The 16,564-nt window shown below is 62.3% G+C and carries 14 protein-coding genes; 1 reads left to right on the top strand and 13 read right to left on the bottom strand.

Annotated elements, in window-relative coordinates:
• Positions 1-94: 94 nt before the first annotated feature.
• The 13 genes from fecE to AB4O08_RS22395 all read right to left on the bottom strand — a co-directional run bounded on the left by fecE (position 95) and on the right by AB4O08_RS22395 (position 13,977).
• The gene (gene fecE, locus AB4O08_RS22455) at positions 95-886 is read right to left on the bottom strand and encodes a Fe(3+) dicitrate ABC transporter ATP-binding protein FecE (protein ID WP_021491086.1); all 792 of its coding nucleotides are present in this window, start codon (positions 884-886) and stop codon (positions 95-97) included.
• Positions 887-890: 4 nt separating this feature from the next.
• The gene (locus tag AB4O08_RS22450) at positions 891-1,859 is read right to left on the bottom strand and encodes an iron chelate uptake ABC transporter family permease subunit (RefSeq protein ID WP_010209189.1); all 969 of its coding nucleotides are present in this window, start codon (positions 1,857-1,859) and stop codon (positions 891-893) included.
• Positions 1,856-2,845: an iron-dicitrate ABC transporter permease FecC gene (gene fecC / locus AB4O08_RS22445; RefSeq protein WP_021491088.1), complete on the bottom strand. Its 990-nt coding sequence runs from the start codon at positions 2,843-2,845 to the stop codon at positions 1,856-1,858. Before fecC ends, AB4O08_RS22450 begins: the two co-directional genes overlap by 4 nt.
• A 2-nt stretch (positions 2,846-2,847) precedes the next feature.
• Positions 2,848-3,762 carry a Fe(3+) dicitrate ABC transporter substrate-binding protein FecB gene (locus AB4O08_RS22440; RefSeq protein WP_373422424.1) on the bottom strand — a complete coding sequence of 305 codons (915 nt, stop codon included), beginning with the start codon at positions 3,760-3,762 and terminating at the stop codon, positions 2,848-2,850.
• A gap of 230 nt (positions 3,763-3,992) precedes the next feature.
• Entirely contained in the window at positions 3,993-6,383 is a 2,391-nt protein-coding gene (locus AB4O08_RS22435; protein WP_010209184.1) for a TonB-dependent receptor, read from the bottom strand.
• An 84-nt stretch (positions 6,384-6,467) separates the two neighbouring features.
• Positions 6,468-8,078, bottom strand: coding sequence for a gamma-glutamyltransferase family protein (locus AB4O08_RS22430; RefSeq protein ID WP_460114359.1), 1,611 nt, complete (start codon positions 8,076-8,078; stop codon positions 6,468-6,470).
• Between the two features lie 36 nt (positions 8,079-8,114).
• Positions 8,115-8,894 (bottom strand): amino acid ABC transporter ATP-binding protein, encoded by a 780-nt coding sequence (locus AB4O08_RS22425; protein WP_010209181.1) that lies wholly within the window; start codon positions 8,892-8,894, stop codon positions 8,115-8,117.
• A gap of 2 nt (positions 8,895-8,896) precedes the next feature.
• Positions 8,897-9,673 (bottom strand): amino acid ABC transporter permease, encoded by a 777-nt coding sequence (locus AB4O08_RS22420; protein WP_010209179.1) that lies wholly within the window; start codon positions 9,671-9,673, stop codon positions 8,897-8,899.
• A gap of 11 nt (positions 9,674-9,684) precedes the next feature.
• Positions 9,685-10,491 (bottom strand): ABC transporter substrate-binding protein, encoded by an 807-nt coding sequence (locus tag AB4O08_RS22415; protein ID WP_137205563.1) that lies wholly within the window; start codon positions 10,489-10,491, stop codon positions 9,685-9,687.
• Between the two features lie 77 nt (positions 10,492-10,568).
• Entirely contained in the window at positions 10,569-11,237 is a 669-nt protein-coding gene (locus AB4O08_RS22410; RefSeq protein ID WP_042571771.1) for a GntR family transcriptional regulator, read from the bottom strand.
• A gap of 278 nt (positions 11,238-11,515) precedes the next feature.
• Complete coding sequence (locus AB4O08_RS22405) at positions 11,516-11,956, bottom strand: hypothetical protein (protein ID WP_029529093.1); 441 nt, start codon at positions 11,954-11,956, stop codon at positions 11,516-11,518.
• Between the two features lie 57 nt (positions 11,957-12,013).
• Positions 12,014-13,297 carry an ATP-binding protein gene (locus AB4O08_RS22400; protein WP_137205565.1) on the bottom strand — a complete coding sequence of 428 codons (1,284 nt, stop codon included), beginning with the start codon at positions 13,295-13,297 and terminating at the stop codon, positions 12,014-12,016.
• On the bottom strand, positions 13,294-13,977 hold the full coding sequence (locus AB4O08_RS22395; RefSeq protein ID WP_021491094.1) for a response regulator transcription factor: 684 nt from the start codon (positions 13,975-13,977) through the stop codon (positions 13,294-13,296). Before AB4O08_RS22395 ends, AB4O08_RS22400 begins: the two co-directional genes overlap by 4 nt.
• 188 nt (positions 13,978-14,165) lie before the next feature.
• Here AB4O08_RS22395 and bamA point away from each other — a divergent pair, with 188 nt between their 5' ends.
• Entirely contained in the window at positions 14,166-16,532 is a 2,367-nt protein-coding gene (gene bamA, locus AB4O08_RS22390) for an outer membrane protein assembly factor BamA (protein ID WP_460114358.1), read from the top strand.
• The last annotated feature ends 32 nt before the right edge of the window (positions 16,533-16,564 follow it).

Raw genomic sequence — 16,564 nt, 5'->3', positions numbered from 1 at the left:
TTACGCGTTTTCTCGCGCAATTAAACGGTTTTTCAATACATTCAACCGGGTTACTTCATTATCAACAAGAAGCAAAACCACACGTTCAACCACGTCAGGTATGAGGTCGGGTGCTTTTTTTGATCAGGCACATCGGCGTGCCTGCCACCGGCTCGCTCATCACCTGCACCTGCACCTCAAACACCTGCCGCATCAACTCGGCAGTGATCACCTGCCCCGGCGCACCATCGGCCACCAGCTTGCCGCCGTGCATCACCGCCAGGTGGTGGGCGTAGCGGCAGGCCTGGTTGATGTCGTGGAGCACGGTGATCACGGTCTTGCCTTCGCCAGCCAGTTCGCCCATCAGGTCGAGCAGTTCGACCTGGTGGCTGATGTCGAGGTACGTGGTGGGTTCGTCGAGCAGTACCACCGGCGCGTTCTGCGCCAACACCATGGCCAGCCAGGCGCGTTGGCGCTGGCCGCCGGACAGGTCCGCCAGGGCGCGGTCGGCCAGGGTGTCCAGTTCCAGGCGTTGCATGGCCTGGGTGACATGGGCTTGGTCATTGCCGCTCAGGCGTCCCCACAATGAGTTGTGCGGGCTGCGGCCATAGGCGACCAACTGACGCACACTGACGCCTTCTGGCACTGGCAACACCTGGGGCAAGAATGCGATCTGCCGCGCCAATTGGCGGGCGGACAGGCTGGTGTAAGCCTGGCCATCCAGGGTCAGTTCACCCTGGGTCGGCTTGAGGATGCGCGCGAAGGCCTTGAGCAAGGTGGATTTGCCACAGCCATTGGGACCGATCAAGGCGGTGACCTTTCCGGTCGGCGGCACAAAGGACAACCCCTGCACAATACGCGTGGTGCCGTAGCCGATATCCAGCTCGCGTGCTTGAAGAATACTCATGTGATCAGCCCTTGAACCGTGCCAGCAACCAAAGAAAATACGGCGCGCCAATCACCGCCGTGAGCACCCCGGCGGGGATTTCGCTGGGCGCGATCAACGTGCGTCCCAACGTGTCGGCCAGCACCAGCAACAGCGCACCCGTCAGCATCGCCGCCGGCAGCAAATACTGGTGATGCCCGCCCACCAAGCGACGTGCCATGTGCGGCGCGACCAGGCCGATAAAACCGATCGGCCCGATCACGCCCACGCCCAGGCTGGTCAACACCACCGCGCAGGCCATGGCCAGCCAGCGAGTGCGGCCAAGTGCCGTGCCGAGGCTGTGGGCGGCTTCGTCGCCGAGGGCAATCAGGTTCAGCGGCTTGGCCAGGCACAGGCCCACGGGGATCAGCACCAGGAACGGCAATACCAGCGCCACATGGTGCCAGTTACGGCTCCACAGGCTGCCAGTGAGGGCGAGCAAGGCCGTGTTGATATCCAGCGGATGGGACAGGATCAGAAACTCGGTGACACTGGACAAGGTCACCGCAATCGCCACCCCGGACAGTGCAAAGCGCACTCCGGAAAAACTCACCCCGGCGTTGTACAGCGCCAACAGCAACGCACCGCCGGCCCCACCCAGGCACGCCACCAACGGCAACCACGCAATCGGCATATGCGGCCAACTGATGATCGCTACGGTCAGCGCCAGGCCCGCCCCCTGGGTCACGCCGAGGATCTCCGGCGAGGCCAGCGGGTTGCGGATCACACCCTGCACAATCGCCCCGGCCAGGCCGAAGGCGCATCCGGCGAGGATCGCAATCAGGCTGCGTGGCAGGCGGTGGTTCCAGACGTCGAAGTCGAGGGCGTCGTGGGCCAACAAGCGGTCCAACACAGCGTCAGGCGTGAGCCACACAGTGCCGGCGCTGAGGCTGATTAACGTCGCCAGCAGCAACAGGCCCAGCAGCAGCCATAAGCGCAATGGTGGCCGGGTCATAGGGCACGCCTGGCAAGAAAGAGGAAGAACGGCGCGCCGATCAGCGCGGTGACCACACCGGCCGGGGTCTCCACCGGAAACGCCACGGCGCGGCTGAGCAGGTCGGCGCCCAGCACGATCACCGCGCCCAACGCAGCGCTCAGCGGAATCAACCAGCGGTAGTCATTCCCGAGGAACTGACGAAGGATATTCGGCGCGATCAGCCCCACAAATCCGATCGGCCCCACCGCGCAGACACTCGCCCCCACCAGCAACAGGCTGGCGATGAACACCTGCAAACGCAGGCTGGCAATGCCCACGCCCAGGGAGCGTGCGGCGTCTTCGCCGAGGTTGATCAGGTTCAGTCGCGGCGCACACCAGAGCGCCCACAGGCCGCCGATCAAGGTGCACGGCCAGAGCAATTGCACTTGCGCGGCGCCGGCATTGGCCAGGGAACCGGCCAGCCAGTTGAGCACGCTTTGCGCCTGGGCCTCGACCAGGATCACCGTGAGCCGGGTCAATGCCGCGCACAACGCCGCCACCGCGACGCCAGCCAATACCAGGCGGCCTTGGGCCGTAGTCGGCGACCAGGCGCCGCCGAGGCTGAATACGGTGATCCAGGCCAGCGCGCCCCCCAGGCAGGTCATCAACAACGCACCGCCCGCAAACGGCAACGCAACCAGCCCGGTGGAAAACAACGCCAAGCCCAACGCCGCCCCTGCCGTCACGCCAAACAAGGACGGCGAGGCCAGACGGTTGCGAGTAATGCCCTGCATCAACGCACCGGCCAAGCCCAGGCAGGCGCCGACCAAGGCGGCACACAGCGCGCGTGGCACACGCAGCTGGGCGACGATGTAGGCCATATTGCCGCCCACGCGGCCTTGATGAACCAGGCCATTCCACGCATCCGTCGCCGTGATCGTGAACGGCGACCAGCTGTACAGCGACAGCCAGAACAAGCCGGCACCCAGCAGCACAATGCCTGCCGCCGCGAGACTGCGCCCCATGCTTATTGGCTCAGTACGGCTTTACCGCCTTTGAGAATCGCCAGCGCGTCTTCGGCGATCTGCTCCGAGGCCAGTACGCCGCGGTTGCGCGCCCAACTGTCGCCGTCCACTTCGGCGACCTGCTTGTTACGCACCGCTCCCAGCACTTGCCACAGCGGCTGCTGGCTCCAGCTGTCGACGATGCTGGGGCGACGGTAATGGCCGACGAGCAACCAGCCGGGGTCGAGGGCGAGCAGTTGCTCCAGGCTGACGAACTCGGTAGGTGCAGCGTTGGCGCGTACCGAAGGGACCTTCAGGCCGATGGCTTCGAGCACGCTGCCGGCGTAGGAGTCCGGGCCGTGTACGGAGAAACTGTCTTCACGCGCCACACCGAACAGCACACTGGCGCCGGCCGGGATCTGTTGCGCAATGGCGTTGAGGTTCTCGCGGTTCTTCTGGATCCGCGCTTCCATCTGCGCGCTTTTGCCCAACGCCTTGCCGATCAACTCGGCGGATTTCAGGCTGCCCTGGTAGTCCTCGCCGCGTGACGGCAGCAACAGGGTCGGCGCGATGCTCGCCAGGTCGCTGTACAAGGCCTGGTGACGATTGAGGTCGGCGACGATCAAGTCTGGCTTGAGCCGGGCGATTTCCTCGATACTCGGTTGCGAGCGCAGGCCCACCGACTTCCATTGGCCGATGGCCTGGCGCACACGGGGCAGTACGCGGTTGGCATCACCATCATCGGCGGCCCCAACGGGCGTGACGTCAACGGCAGCCAGGCTGTCGAGAAAGGAGAATTCCAGCACCACCACGCGCTTGGGCGCATCCGGCAGATGCACCGCGTGCTGGCCGTCGTTGAGGTCGATGGGGGCGGCGCTCAGCAGGCTTGAAGAGAACGCCAACACGCAGGCGGCAAGGGTGGGGATGGAGCGCAGCATTCGCATGACAAGGACCTCGGCGTTAAAACACCCCGCTAGACAGGCCGGGGAAAACGGCGGGTACTATTCCATATCGGCGCGGCGTGATCAAAAAACATTCTCATTAACGCCAAAATCAGGTGTGGGAGCTGGCTTGCCTGCGATGACGCTACATCAGCAAATAGCGCTGTGACTGGCGCCCCTCCCTATCGCAAGCAAACCAGCGCCCACAGGTTGATCGGTGTCCCCCCTTAGAAGTCGACGGTGGCGGACAGCAGATAGGTACGCGGCGTCGACAAGGTCAGCCCCGGCTCACTGTCATCCGAAGCCCCGGCCGAACTCCAATAGCGCTTATCGGCCACGTTCTCCACATTCGCCCGCAAGGTGATGTGTTTGTCGTCCACCTTGAACGCGTAGCGCGCCCCTACGTCGAGGCGGTTCCAGGCGTCGATTTCCTTGACGTTGGACTGATCCAGGTACTGCGAGCTGGAGTAAATGCCACGGCTGGTCAGCGTCAGGCCTTCGAGGCCCGGCACATCCCATTCGGCACCCAGGTTGACGTTGTACTTGGGCGTGGCCGGGGCACGGTTGCCGTCCCAGGTACCGTTGGTGGTGTCCTTCAGCTCACTGTCGATGTACATCACACCACCGAGCAGGCGGAAGCCCTTGAGCGGTTCGCCGAACACACTCAGTTCCACACCTGAGTTCTCGCGTTTGCCATTGGGACCAAACAGCCGCGTGGTCGCATTGGTTTCATAGGCCGGCTGCTTGATACGGAACACCGCAGCGGTCACGGCAAACGCCCCGGCGTCGTACTTGGCGCCCACTTCGACCTGGCGGCTGATGAACGGCGGGAAAATCTGGTCTTCGTTGATCGAGGTGGACGGCGCGATCTTGCCCTGGCTCAGGCCTTCCATGTAGTTGGCGTACAGCGACAACCTGTCGGTGGCCTTGAACAGGATGCCGCCGGATGGCGAGACCTTTTCTTCGTCGTAGGCGGTATCACCTTTGATGCCGTCGCTCCAGTCATCGACCTTCACGCGCTGCCAGCGCGCACCGAGGGTGAGCAACAGGCGATCATCGAAGAAGCCCAGGGTGTCGGACAAGGCCACGCCGCTGAATTTGTTTTCGGTGTAGACCTTGGGATCAAACCGCGTCGGCCGCGAAGGCGTGGGGGTTTGCACCGGGTTGTAGAGATTGCTCGACGGCGACGTATAACGCGCGCCTCCGTTGGTGAAGTCCATGTCGAAGTAGCTGGCGGCCAGGTTGACCTCATGGCTCACCGGCCCGGTCTGGAACCAGTTGCGCACGCCGGCGGTGTAGGTGCGCACGTTTTCATCGCGGGTGAAATCCCGTGGCTGCACGCTGAAGTCACCGGCTGCGTTGGATACGGACACCGCGTGGCGCAGGAAATCGTGGTTGCTTTTGCGCGCCCCCATGCCGCCGTAGAGCATCACGTTGTCGCTGAGGTCATACTCGGCATTGACCGTGCCGAAGGTGTCGTTGGTGCGGGCCTTGCTCCAGGATTGCGCATAGTTGCGGCGCACGTCATTGGCGCTGGGCACCGGCGCTGCGGCCGCCACCTGTACGCGCTCTTGCGGCGCATCGGTGTCGCGCTCGGTGTGGCCGATGTCAGTGGAAAGGCGCAAGCGTTCGCCACGAAAATCCAGGCCCAGCACGGCCATTTCGCGGTCGACGCTCTGGTGATCCCACTCGGTATCGCCGGACTGCTTCACGCCGTTGAAGCGAATGCCGAACTGGTTGTCTTCGCCAAAGCGTCGACCGATGTCCACTGCGCCGCCGGCCTGGCTGTCGGAAGCCCAGTTGCCGGTAAACGAGTTGATGTCCTTGTCGGTGGCGCGCTTGGGCACCACGTTGATCCCGCCGCCCACGCTGCCACGCGGCGAAATGCCGTTGATCAACTGGCTCGGCCCCTTGAGGATGTCGACACGGTCGGCCATTTCCATGTCGATGGTGTAAGTCGGCAGCACGCCGTATAAGCCGTTGTACGCCACGTCGCTGTTGAACAGGCTGAAGCCGCGAATGGTGAATTGCTCGTAGCGCCCACCGGCCGGGTTGGTCGCGCGTACCGACGGGTCGGCGGCGATCAGGTCGCCCAGGGTGCGGGCCTGTTGGTTCTTCACCGTGTCAGCGGTGTAGGTGGTGATGCTGAACGGGGTTTCCATGAAGTCCCGCGTGCCGAGCAGGCCCTGGGCCGTGCGGCGCGCCACTTGGCCCCCGGCGTAGGTGTCGCCGTCATACAGGCCGGTGGTGCCGAGGATCGACGTCGGGGCCAATTCCAGGCTGCTGCCCTCCGGCGCCGGCACCAGCATATAGGCCTGTGCACCCATCGGCTGCAGTTGCAGGCCAGAGCCTTGCAGCAAGCGGGCAAAGCCCTCCTCGACCGCATACTCGCCGGACAAACCGCTGCTGCTGCGCCCACTGACCAACGCCGGGTCCACCGACAGATTGACGCCCGCCAACCCGGCAAAGCGGGTGAGCGCCGCACTCAGGCTGCCGGCGGGCACCTGATAGCTGCGGCGAGTGGCGGTGTCTTCGGCGTAGCTGACAGCAGCGAAGAACGGGCTGGCGCTGAGGCTCAGCAGCAGGCTGAGTTTCAGCAAGGGGCGGACTACAGGCATTGGCGGAAGCTCTCAATATTGTTCACTTGCCTGGAATGACAGGCGAGATGAAAAAAGGGGACAGGCTTCAGCCAATTTTTTCGCTTACCACACTGCGATCGTTGAATCCGCCCTCGGCTCCGTTCCGCCGCACAATACACCACTGACCGGGTCCCGCAGAATGATCTGCCCACGCCCGTAGTCGGTGAGGTCGCTGGCCATCTGCACCTGATGCCCGCGCCGCGCCAAGGCATTGGCCAAGTCGCGGGAGGCACCCTGTTCGATACCGACCTTCATGTCGCCCAGCCATTGCCAGCGCGGCGCGTCCAATGCCGCTTGCGGGTTGAGGCCGAAATCCACCAGGTTCATCACCATCTGCACGTGGCCCTGGGGCTGCATGTAGCCGCCCATCACGCCGAACGGGCCGAGCGCCTGGCCGTCTTGGGTGAGGAAGCCGGGGATGATGGTATGGAAGGTTTTTTTGCCTGGCGCCAGGCAGTTGGCGTGTGTCGGGTCGAGGCTGAACTCCTGCCCGCGGTTCTGCAGGGCAATGCCACTGTCGGGCAGCACCACGCCGGAACCAAAGCCGTGGTAGTTGCTTTGGATAAACGAAACCATGTTGCCCTCGGCGTCGGCCGTGGCCAGGTACACCGTGCCGCTGGCGTGGGGATCACCGGGTTTGGGGGGCTGGGCCTGTTCACCGATCTGCCCACGGCGACGGCTGCTGTAGTCATCGCTGAGCAGATCGGCGACGGCCACGCGCATGTGCAGCGGGTCGGTGATGTAGTGCAGACCGTCGCTGTAGGCGAGTTTCATGGCCTCCAATTGGCGGTGCCAGGTCTGCTGGCTGTCGCGGTGATCGAAGCTGAAACCTTCGAGGATGTTCAGCGCCATCAACGCCACCAGGCCCTGGCCGCTGGGGGGGATTTCCCAGACATCCACGCCCCGGTAGTTGACGTGGATCGGCTCCACCCACTCAGCGCGGTAATCCTGGAGATCGCTGGCGCGCAGGTAGCCGCCACTCGCCCTGGAATGCGCATCCAGGCGCTCGGCCAGGGCTCCGCGATACAGGCTTTCGCAGCGGGTGGCCGCCAGTTCTTCGAGGGTACGGGCCTGGGCCGGGTTGCGAAATATGTCCCCGGCCCGTGGCGCGCGGCCGTCGATCAGGAAGGTGTCGAACCAGGCATCCAGCGCAGCGTCGCGATGGGGGCTGAATTCTTCCAGGGTAAGCTGCCATTGATGGGCGACCACCGGCGACAGCGGGAAACCATCGCGCGCCAGGCGGATGGCCGGTTGCAGCAACTCGGCAAACGGCAATTTGCCGAAGCGTTGCGACAGCTCGGCCCAAGCCGACGGGCAGCCTGGCACCGTGACCGGTGTCCAGCCATACAGCGGCATCTGATCATGCCCCGCTGCCTTGACCGCCTCGATACTCAAGGCCGCCGGCGCATGGCCGTTGCCATTCAAACCGTGCAACTGGCCCTTGCACCAGACGAGGGCAAACGCATCGCCGCCGATGCCGCAGCCGGTGGGCTCCACCACCGTCAAAGCGGCCGCCGTAGCAATCGCAGCGTCGATGGCGTTACCGCCCTTCTGCATGACCTCGATACCGGCCTGGGCGGCCAGGGGCTGGGACGCCGCGACCATGCCGCGCTGGGCAAACACGCTCTGGCGTTGGGAGGGATAAGGGTACTCGTGAGCAGAAAATTTCAACATGGCTAAGACTCGTCAACACAAGCGTGATGGGAAGACTCACAACACACGACTAAGGAACGCACGCGTGCGCGGATGGCTGGGGTGGCTGAAAATCTGTTCCGGCGGCCCTTGCTCGATGAGTTCACCCTGATCGAGCACCACCACGCGGTCGGCCACTTCACGGGCAAAACCCATTTCGTGGGTGACCACCACCATGGTCATACCCTCCTCGGCCAGCTCCTTCATCACCTGCAGCACTTCGCCGACGGTTTCCGGGTCGAGGGCGCTGGTGGGTTCGTCAAACAGCATGGCCTGGGGTTTCATCGCCAGTGCACGGGCGATGGCCACCCGTTGCTGCTGCCCGCCGGAGAGCATCGCCGGGTAGTGGCTGGCCTTGTCCGCCAGGCCGACCCGCGCCAGTAATCCACGGGCCTGTTCCAAGGCTTGGGCGCGTGGTGTGCCAAGCACCTGGATCGGCGCCTCGATGATGTTTTCCAGCGCAGTCATGTGGGGGAACAGGTTAAAGCGTTGGAACACCATGCCGATGTCGCGGCGCTGACGGGCGATGTTGCGCTCCGAGTCGCGCACCAGGCTGCCGTCGCTGCGCTCGCGATAGCCCATGGCGCGGCCGTTGACGCGGATGCGTCCACCCTGGATGTCCTCCAGCAGGTTGATGCAGCGGATAAACGTGGTCTTGCCCGAACCCGAGGCGCCGATCAGCACCACCACCTCACCGCGCCGCACTTGCAGGGAGATCCCCTTGAGGATCTGCAGCGCGCCGAACGACTTATGAATATCCAACGCTTCGATAATCAGCTCTTCACTTTGATGCGCCATGGTTACCGTCCCCTCAGCAGTTTCAAGGTGCTGCGCCCGAACATGCGGCTGGACGCCGGTGGCGGTGCGGAAGGCCGGTCGGACTGGCCGAAGCGTGCCTCCAGCCAGCGCTGGAAGAAGCCCCAGAGCGTGGTGAGCATCAGGAAGTAGATCGCGACCACCAGATACAACTCGAACACGCGGAACGTCGCCGAGGTGACCATTTGCGTGCTGAGCAACAATTCCTGCACGCCGATCACGCTGACCAGGGTGGTGTTCTTGAGCATCACGTTGAACTCGTTGCCCAGCGGCGGCACGATCACGCGGAACGCCTGGGGCAGCACGATACGCCGCATCAGCTTGGCAAAGCCCATGCCCAGGGAGCGCCCGGCTTCGTACTGGCCCTTGTCGACCGCGCCAATGCCGGCGCGGATGATCTCGGCCATATAGGCGCCTTCGTTGAGGCCCAAAGCGATGATCGCCGCCTGGATATTGCCAGGCACCACCAGACCGAACAGGTCGATATCCTCAAAGCGGAAAATCCCGCCCGCCGCCAGCGCCGTGTACAGGAACACGATCTGCACCAGCAACGGCGTGCCGCGCATCAGCCACACATAAAAACGCACCGGCAGGTGCAATAGCGGGTTCTTTGACAGGCGCAACAGTGCAGCCGCCAAGCCCAGCACACAGCCCAGCAGCATCGCCGACACCGCGATCAGGCAGGTCAGCCAGAGCCCGGTGAGGTACACCCCGCTGGGCTGCAACAGGTACTGCCAGAACACATCCCAATTGAAGTTCATTGCGGGAAACCTCAGTCGAGAGTGTCACTGCTGACATGCCATTTGTTGAGCAATGCCACATAGCTGCCATCACTGCGCATGTCGCTGATCACTTGCTGCACGGCGGCGCTGAGTTGCGGGTCATCCTTGCGCATGCCCAGGCCGGTAAGGATGCGACTGAATGCCGGCACGCCTTCCTGGAACAGGTCCGGGGCCATCGCGGCGTAGTAGCCGGCGGTTTCCACCGTGGTGCCGTAGGCGTCGACCTGGCTGATGCGCAGGGCCTGGAAGGCATCGGTGTCGCTGTTGTACACCACCAGTTTCATCGGCGGCTTGCCGGCTTTGGTCAGGCTGTCGTTTTGCGCGTCCAGCAGGGTCTTGATGGTGGAGCCGTTGAGCACTGCGACCTTGTGCCCGGACAAGTCATCCAGGGCCTTGATGCCTTTTGGATTGCCCTTGGGCACCACCACCGACTGGCTGGAATACATGTAGTTAACGATGTCGATCACCTGGCGCCGTTCGGGTTTGTCGAACAGCTGGTCAACGATCATGTCGCATTGCTGGGCAAGCAACGCAGGCACCAGGCCGGAAAACGGAATGACCCGCCATTGCACCTGTTTGTCGCCCAGGCGCTTGGCAACTTCAAGCCCGAGGTCGACGGTGAGACCACGCGGTTTCTGCGCTTCATCGAAGGACACCAGGGGCGGTGAATCCATCCCGGAGCAGTAGACGAGTTTATCGACTGTCTTCAGGCGCTCCGGCACCTGGGGCGTGGCAGAAGCCCATTGGGTACAGAAGCCGAGGGAGACAGCCATCAACAAGGCGCGGCGTTTATGCATGACCAGACACTCCAGTTCGTTGTTTAACGGGGCAGGACTCAAAGTCAACACACGGACGGGCTTGGGCCCGCCTCTTGTTATTTTTCCGCTTGCAGGAACTGTATCAGCGCCGGCACGGTGCCCTCGATATGCTCGCGCACCACGCCCTCGGCGCGGGCGGCGTCACCGGCACGGATGGCATCAAGGATCACCGCATGTTCCTGGCGGGCGCTGAGGGGTTTCTCGCCATGCTGCAACCACAGGCGCATGGGCGCTTCCACCAGCGAGTACAGCGCCGAGATCTGCTTCATCAAGCGTGGACGGCCACTGAGGCTGCACAGGTATTCGTGAAAAGCACGGTGGCGGCTGACCCAAGCGGCGCTTTCGTCGCGGTAGTCGTCCATCTCGTCGAGCATGCGCTCCAGTGCGGCCAATTGACGTTCGCCGATGCGTGGGACTGCCACACGCACTGCCAGGCCTTCGAGGGCACTGCGCATCTCGAATACTTCGTGCAATTCATCGATATCCAGGCCGCTGACGACGGCACCACGGTTGGGTCGCAAGGTGACCAGACCTTGGGCATCCAAGCGGCGGAAGGCTTCGCGCACCGGCATGCGGCTCATGCCAATCTCACTGGCGATGTCTTCAGCGATCAGCCGGTCGCCCTTGCGGTAGCGACCACCGCAAATGGCGTCGAGCAGGAAGTTGTAGGCCTCCTCCTCGGCGGTGAGGGGCTGACGGTCAACGTAAGCGGGGGCGAATTGCATTGGCAGCACCTTTTGTATTTTTGTATCCAATTATCCATGAATACAAAAAAGCAGTTTGCGTGCCAGATTATGCAAAGGTGTGCCAAATGGTTGATTTGGATGAAACAGCGGGGGATTTGTCGGCAGAGGGTGCGCAATGACGTTGCAGGTGCTTGCTACCAAACAGCACATAAATTGCCCCGTGAGTGGGCACACGTAACAGGTCGCGGGCCACGTCGGGGCAGATGTCTAAACACGGCCCCTGGCCTCAGATCAGGATTGAAGGCAACCGGCCATTTTCAACCGGGTTCGGCCGAGTAGATGATGGTCTGCGCACTGTTTTCAGTGACGGGCGGGCGTGTGAAGTAGGTGTCACCTTCGTCGGTAAGGATCTCGTAGTCGACGTTGCGGGTGTTGCTTGCGTGCTTGATGATTTTCAGCACGCGTTGGAACTTCATGCTTTGCGTACCGTTCTGGTTGGGCCCGGTCAACACGCTGACGCTTTGGAACCAGCCGCTGTGCTGCTTGTTGCCGAGCAGCGCACAGGTCATCGCCTCGAACCGTTCCAGCCGCGTAAACCCCCATAGCGTCTGCTCCTTGACCGCCGCGCCTGGGGTGGCGGCACCGGTAAACACGAAGAGATTGATCGCCGGATTGTCTTCACAAAAAAAATCATACGGGACCAGGCCGTCGACCATTTTCCTACCGGGTACAAAGCCCTTTTTATGCACCTGAAACATTGTCACCTCCGCTCAATCACTGGCGACCAGTCTAATGAGGGGCGACGTACAGGGCGGTCAAGCCAATGTAATGTCGTGTAAAGATCGCGCACTGTGGAGGTTGATCTCCACGGTCAGCCCGCCCCCCGACTCGTTGCGCGCCTCGATATGGCCGCCATGCATCTGCACCGCCCTCGCCGCAATGGCCAAGCCCAGGCCAAAGCCGACAGTGGCATCACCCACACCGCGTTCGAACGGCTGGAAGATGGTGCTCAGTCGGTCAGGCGCCACTCCAGGCCCAAGGTCGCTGATGCGTACGCTCAAGCGATTAGCTTCGCGATTGACCTGCGCCGACACCTGCACGGTCGTTCCCGGACGGGTATAGCGTACGGCGTTGCGAATCACGTTTTCAAAACAGCGGTACAGCAACTCACCGCTGACACAGGCGATAAACGGCGGGCAAGCCTGCAGGTGAACGCGACAGTCCTTGATACCCGCTTCGAATTGCGCATCGTCGACAATCATCGCCAGCAATTCAACGATATCCACCGGCTCGCGCTCGATGCTTTCAGGGCGGCCCTGCAGGCGGGCCAGGGTCAGCAACGCCTCGATCAGCGTGTCCATGCGTTCGCACTCGCGCTCGATGCGCTCGAGCATTTCCAGGCGTGCGGCGTCCTGGCGCAACAGGCCGATGGCCGCTTGCATACGCGTCAATGGCGAGCGCAGTTCATGGGAGATGTCGTGCAGCAGATGGTGTTGGGCTTGCACCAACACCTTCAACTGGTTGGCCATGCGGTCACAGTCTTCGGCCAGGTCGACGATTTCATCGCGGCGCTTGCCCATGGAGGGCTTGACCCGGGTTTCGAAACGCCCCTGGGCCACATCGCTCATCGCCCGGCGCAAGTGCGCCAACGGCCAGGCCAGGTAGTACGCCATGTACCCGCTGAACAGCGCACTCATCAGCGTGCCGATGATCAGCGGGACCTGTTGCCAGGGCCTGCCGCCGTCATCACCGGGGGCGTGACTCGAGCGCAGTGAAAGCGCCAGGCCTTCCTTGCTGGTCACCGCGCGCTCAAAGGCTGGCTCCGCAACCGCAGACCCAGCCAGTAACTGGCCGGTGCTGTCATAGATGCCGATAACTTCGTCCGGCGGACGCTCCCATACCGCCAGGAACTGGCCAGCGGCCTGGACACCAAATTGTTCCAGCAGCTTTTGCTCACTTGCGAGGATGGCGCCCACATGCGGGTCGCCCGGGCGGAAGCGGCTCAGCTCCAGCACACCGACCCCGACCAGGAACGTCAAGGTGGTCGCCAGCCAGAACGCCAGGAACAGTTTCCAGAACAGCAGGCTGGGCTTGGTCATTCGGCAATCAACAGGTAGCCCAGGCCACGCACGCTCTGGATCCAGGCCTTGGCGTCCGGGCGCGGCCCCAGCTTCTGCCGGATGCTGCTGATATGCACGTCGATGCGCCGGTCATAGCGGGTCAGCGGGCAACCCAGGGCATTGAGCGATAGATCCTTTTTGCTCACCACTTGGCCGGCGCAGCGGGCCAGTTCTTCGAGCAGGCTGAACTCGGTGCTGGTCACGCCCAGTTCTGCACCATTCCACACGGCCTGGCGCTTGCCGGGCCATAACATCAGCGAACCAGTCTTGATCACCTCGGTGGTGGGCTGACCGACTGCCTGCACCCTGCGCATGATGGCGCGCAGGCGCGCCACCAACTCGCCTGGGGAGCTGGGTTTGGGCACGTAGTCATCAGCACCGAGCTCCAGGCCAGTGATGCGGTCGATGTTGTCGCCACGGGCGGTGAGCAACACTACCGGGACTTGGCTGACGGCACGGATACGCCGCAGTACCTCAATGCCCGAACGCTGCGGCAACATCACATCCAGCACTACGATGCTGTAGCGACCCGACAGCGCCTCGGCCTCACCCGCCTCGCCCGTATGCACGGCCGTGGCCTCGAAGCCTTCGCACTCCAGGTATTGGCGCAGCATTTCAGTCAATTCCTGGTCATCGTCGACTAACAGTACGGAGATCATGACGGGCTCGTCCGGGGTGTGGGCGCGCATTATCAGCCTTGCTGCCGGAATCCGGGCCAACCTTTACCTAACTTGACATTCAGTTAACCGCACCAAACGCCGCGCACTCTTATGCTGGCTCTTCACCGGTCGGCGAGTGAACCAAGCGCGCCGGCGCTGCTCGTCGATGTGTTCTGGAAAAGATCTTGATGAATTTTTCGCGCCTGCTCTGCTCGGTTGCGCTGCTGCTCAATGCCTCACTGGCACTCGCCCAAGGCTTCAAAATCTCGGATATTCGAATCAATGGCCTGCAACGGGTTTCGGCAGGCAGCGTTTTCGGTGCATTGCCGCTGAACGTTGGCGATGAAGCCGATGACCGGCGCCTGGTGGATTCCACCCGAGCATTGTTCAAGACCGGTTACTTCCAGGACATCCAGTTGAGCCGCGAAGGCGACGTGCTGATTATCAACGTCGTCGAGCGCCCTTCGGTTGCCAGTATCGAGTTCGAGGGCAACAAAGCGATCGCCACCGATGACCTGATGAAAGGCATGAAGCAATCAGGTCTGAGCGAAGGCGAGATATTCCAGCGCGCCACCCTGGAGGGCTTGCGCAATGAACTGCAGCGCCAGTACGTGGCCCAGGGCCGCTATTCGGCGTCGGTCGACACCGAGGTCGTGCCCCAACCGCGCAACCGCGTGGGCCTGAAGATCAAGATCGACGAAGGCGAAGTGGCATCGATCCAGCACATCAATGTGGTCGGCAATACGGTATTCGCCGACGCCGCCTTGCTCGACCAATTCACGCTAAAGACCAGCAACTGGCTGTCCTTTTTCAGGAACGACGATAAATACGCACGGGAGAAACTCTCCGGCGACCTTGAACGCCTACGCTCCTTTTACCTGGACCGCGGCTACATCAACATGGATATCGCCTCGACGCAGGTCTCCATGACCCCGGACAAAAAGCACGTGTACATCACCGTGAATATCCAGGAAGGCCAGAAATACACGGTGCGCGACGTGAAGTTGAGTGGCGAGCTGAAAGTCCCGCAGGATCAGGTGCAGGCGTTGTTACTGGTGAAAAAAGGCCAAGTGTTTTCGCGCAAATTGATGACCACCACGTCGGACCTGATCACCCGCCGCCTGGGCAACGACGGTTACACGTTCGCCAACGTCAGCGGCACGCCGCAGGTGCATGAAGCGGATCACACGGTCGATATCACCTTCAGCGTCGAGCCCGGCAAGCGGGCTTACGTCAACCGCATCAACTTCCGGGGCAATACCAAGACCGATGATAAGGTGCTGCGTCGCGAAATGCGCCAGATGGAGGGCGGCTGGGCCTCGACCTACTTGATCGACCAGTCCAGGGTGCGCCTGGAGCGGCTGGGGTACTTCAAGGAAGTGAACGTCGAGACGCCAGCGGTGACCGGGCTGGATGACCAGCTGGATGTGAACTACGCCGTGCAAGAGCAAGCATCCGGCTCGATCACGGCCAGCGTCGGCTTCGCCCAAAGTTCTGGGCTGATCCTCGGCGGGTCAATTACCCAGAACAACTTTCTCGGCACCGGCAATTCTGCCAGCCTGGGGCTGACCCGGTCGTCCTACCAGAGCAAGTACAACATCGGCTTCACCGATCCCTACTTCACTCGTGATGGGGTGAGCCTGGGTTACAACGCGTTCTATAACAAGACCGACTACAACAAATACTACGATGACGGAGTGTCCTATTACGCCATTAACAGTTATGGCCTGGGCGCCAGCCTCGGCTACCCGATCAATGAGACGTCGCGCCTGAGTTTCGGCTTGACCGCCCAACACGACAGTATCGAACCGGGCACCTACAGCGCCGACGAGATCTACGACTTCATCGAGCGCGAAGGCAAACAGTTCACCAACTTCAAAGCCAACCTGGGCTGGTCGGAATCGACCTTGAACAAAGGCGTGCTGGCGACGCGTGGGCACGCACAAAACCTCAACCTGACGGTGACGGTGCCCGGCAGCGACCTGAGTTTCTACAAAATCGATTACACGGGGCAAACCTTCCTACCGGTCAGCAATAACACCGCCCTGCGTTTGCATACCAAGCTCGGTTACGGCAACGGCTACGGTTCCACCGACGGCTTACCCTTCTACGAAAGCTATACGGCCGGCGGTGAAGGCACGGTGCGCGGCTTTGAAAGCGGCACGCTCGGCCCACGCAGCACGCCGGCGACCGGAACGTATGCCAGTGCCGGCCAGGCGTACTATTCGGACCGGGATACAGAGGCGCTGGGCGGCAATATCCTGATTACCGGCGGCGCGGAGTACTTGTTCCCCGTGCCGTTCATCAAGGACAACAAATCCGTGCGCACTTCACTGTTCTGGGATGTGGGCTCGGTGTATTCGGACAAGTGCTACCTGAGCACGACCCAAGGCTGCGGCGGCGTGGACCTGAGCCAGATGGCCAGTTCCGTGGGGGTGGGAGTGACCTGGTACAGCCCGCTGGGGCCGTTGAGTGTCAACCTGGCTTATCCGATTCGCACACCTGAGAACGCAGACAAGCAGGTCTTCCAGTTTTCCATGGGGCAGACGTTTTAAAGGGCCTGATCGACTTTTTCCACTATCAGTGG

Source organism: Pseudomonas sp. H3_E07 (assembly GCF_054668895.1).
Note: the sequence above shows the minus strand (reverse complement) of the source record. Positions and strands in the feature narration are given on the sequence as shown.

Excerpts from the sequence above, each read along its gene's own strand:
- fecE (WP_021491086.1), bottom strand. The coding sequence starts at position 886 with ATGAGTATTCTTCAAGCACGCGAGCTGGATATCGGCTACGGCACCACG.
- AB4O08_RS22450 (WP_010209189.1), bottom strand. The coding sequence starts at position 1,859 with ATGACCCGGCCACCATTGCGCTTATGGCTGCTGCTGGGCCTGTTGCTG.
- fecC (WP_021491088.1), bottom strand. The coding sequence starts at position 2,845 with ATGGGGCGCAGTCTCGCGGCGGCAGGCATTGTGCTGCTGGGTGCCGGC.
- AB4O08_RS22440 (WP_373422424.1), bottom strand. The coding sequence starts at position 3,762 with ATGCTGCGCTCCATCCCCACCCTTGCCGCCTGCGTGTTGGCGTTCTCT.
- AB4O08_RS22435 (WP_010209184.1), bottom strand. The coding sequence starts at position 6,383 with ATGCCTGTAGTCCGCCCCTTGCTGAAACTCAGCCTGCTGCTGAGCCTC.
- AB4O08_RS22430 (WP_460114359.1), bottom strand. The coding sequence starts at position 8,078 with ATGTTGAAATTTTCTGCTCACGAGTACCCTTATCCCTCCCAACGCCAG.
- AB4O08_RS22425 (WP_010209181.1), bottom strand. The coding sequence starts at position 8,894 with ATGGCGCATCAAAGTGAAGAGCTGATTATCGAAGCGTTGGATATTCAT.
- AB4O08_RS22420 (WP_010209179.1), bottom strand. The coding sequence starts at position 9,673 with ATGAACTTCAATTGGGATGTGTTCTGGCAGTACCTGTTGCAGCCCAGC.
- AB4O08_RS22415 (WP_137205563.1), bottom strand. The coding sequence starts at position 10,491 with ATGCATAAACGCCGCGCCTTGTTGATGGCTGTCTCCCTCGGCTTCTGT.
- AB4O08_RS22410 (WP_042571771.1), bottom strand. The coding sequence starts at position 11,237 with ATGCAATTCGCCCCCGCTTACGTTGACCGTCAGCCCCTCACCGCCGAG.
- AB4O08_RS22405 (WP_029529093.1), bottom strand. The coding sequence starts at position 11,956 with ATGTTTCAGGTGCATAAAAAGGGCTTTGTACCCGGTAGGAAAATGGTC.
- AB4O08_RS22400 (WP_137205565.1), bottom strand. The coding sequence starts at position 13,297 with ATGACCAAGCCCAGCCTGCTGTTCTGGAAACTGTTCCTGGCGTTCTGG.
- AB4O08_RS22395 (WP_021491094.1), bottom strand. The coding sequence starts at position 13,977 with ATGATCTCCGTACTGTTAGTCGACGATGACCAGGAATTGACTGAAATG.
- bamA (WP_460114358.1), top strand. The coding sequence starts at position 14,166 with ATGAATTTTTCGCGCCTGCTCTGCTCGGTTGCGCTGCTGCTCAATGCC.